The sequence below is a fragment of the Acidovorax sp. FJL06 genome (assembly GCF_003852545.1).
Lineage (GTDB): Bacteria > Pseudomonadota > Gammaproteobacteria > Burkholderiales > Burkholderiaceae_C > Acidovorax.
Map to the genome: position 1 here is coordinate 1 of NZ_QAJR01000100.1, position 948 is coordinate 948.

A 948-nucleotide genomic window follows, 5' to 3' on the forward strand; every position below is an offset into this window, starting at 1 on the left:
GCCTTCCAGCGACTGCAGCAGCGCCCAGCCCAAAGGCCACTCGCCGTGGCCGGATTCGATGTTGATGTGGCCTGCGCTCTGCATGCGCACAAACTCGCTGCCCCAGGCGCGGGCATAGGCGCCCGCCAGACGGATCGGGCAATACGGGTCGTTGCTGCTGGCCACCACGATGCTGCGGTAGGGCAGCGCGGCATAGGGCACGGGCGCAAAGTCGCTCAAGACGGCGCGGCGCTCCGGGTCGGCGGGCGCCACCAGCAGCGCACCGCACACCTTGGCCGCAGCCTCCGGGCCCATGTGGTTGGTGGCAATGCAACCCAGGCTGTGCGCCACGATCACCACGGGGTGGGGCGCGGCCAGCACGGTCTTCTCCAACTGGCTCACCCAGGCCGAGCGCGTGGGCGTGATCCAGTCGTCCTGCACCACACGGCGCGCGTTGGGCAGGCGCTCGGCCCACAGGCTCTGCCAGTGGCCGGGGCCCGAGTCCCGCCAGCCGGGGACGATGATGATGGAAGTGTTAGGGGTCACAGGGTTGGCATTCTGCGAGCCGCTCTTTAAAACCCAAACGACTTAATTTTTGTTATTTAATCGCCAAATCATCTAAAAAGCACCAATTTTCCACCGCCATCAGGTCTTTGGCCCTTTTTTGCGATCGGTTTAACCCCATCCACCCGCCCCGTTCGTTTCACCCAGCACCACCACTTTTTTGATGGAGCTGCCATGAAACCCCGTGCCTTCACCCTCCCCGCCATCACCGCCCTGGCCACACTGCTGGGCCTGGCCCACCTCCCCGCCCAGGCCATTGGCCACCTGGCCGACGTGACCATCGTGGACCGCGACACCGGCGCCACGCTGCCGGTGCACTACGCCCAGGGCGAATACTGGGTGGCTGGGCGGCCCGGTGCGCGCTATGCCATCAGCGTGCGCAACCGGCTGGGCGAGCGGGTGCTG

At 66.1% G+C, this 948-nt stretch carries 1 protein-coding gene and 1 pseudogene; one reads left to right on the forward strand and one right to left on the reverse strand.

All coding sequences use genetic code 11. The features are described from left to right. On the reverse strand, window positions 1–525 hold a 525-nt coding region (locus DBV10_RS22660; RefSeq protein ID WP_148090353.1), incomplete at its 3' end, for an alpha/beta hydrolase. Between the two features lie 192 nt (window positions 526–717). Between DBV10_RS22660 and DBV10_RS23270 the strand changes: the two are divergent. Further along, window positions 718–948 (forward strand): annotated as a pseudogene (locus tag DBV10_RS23270) (hypothetical protein); the annotation flags it as partial.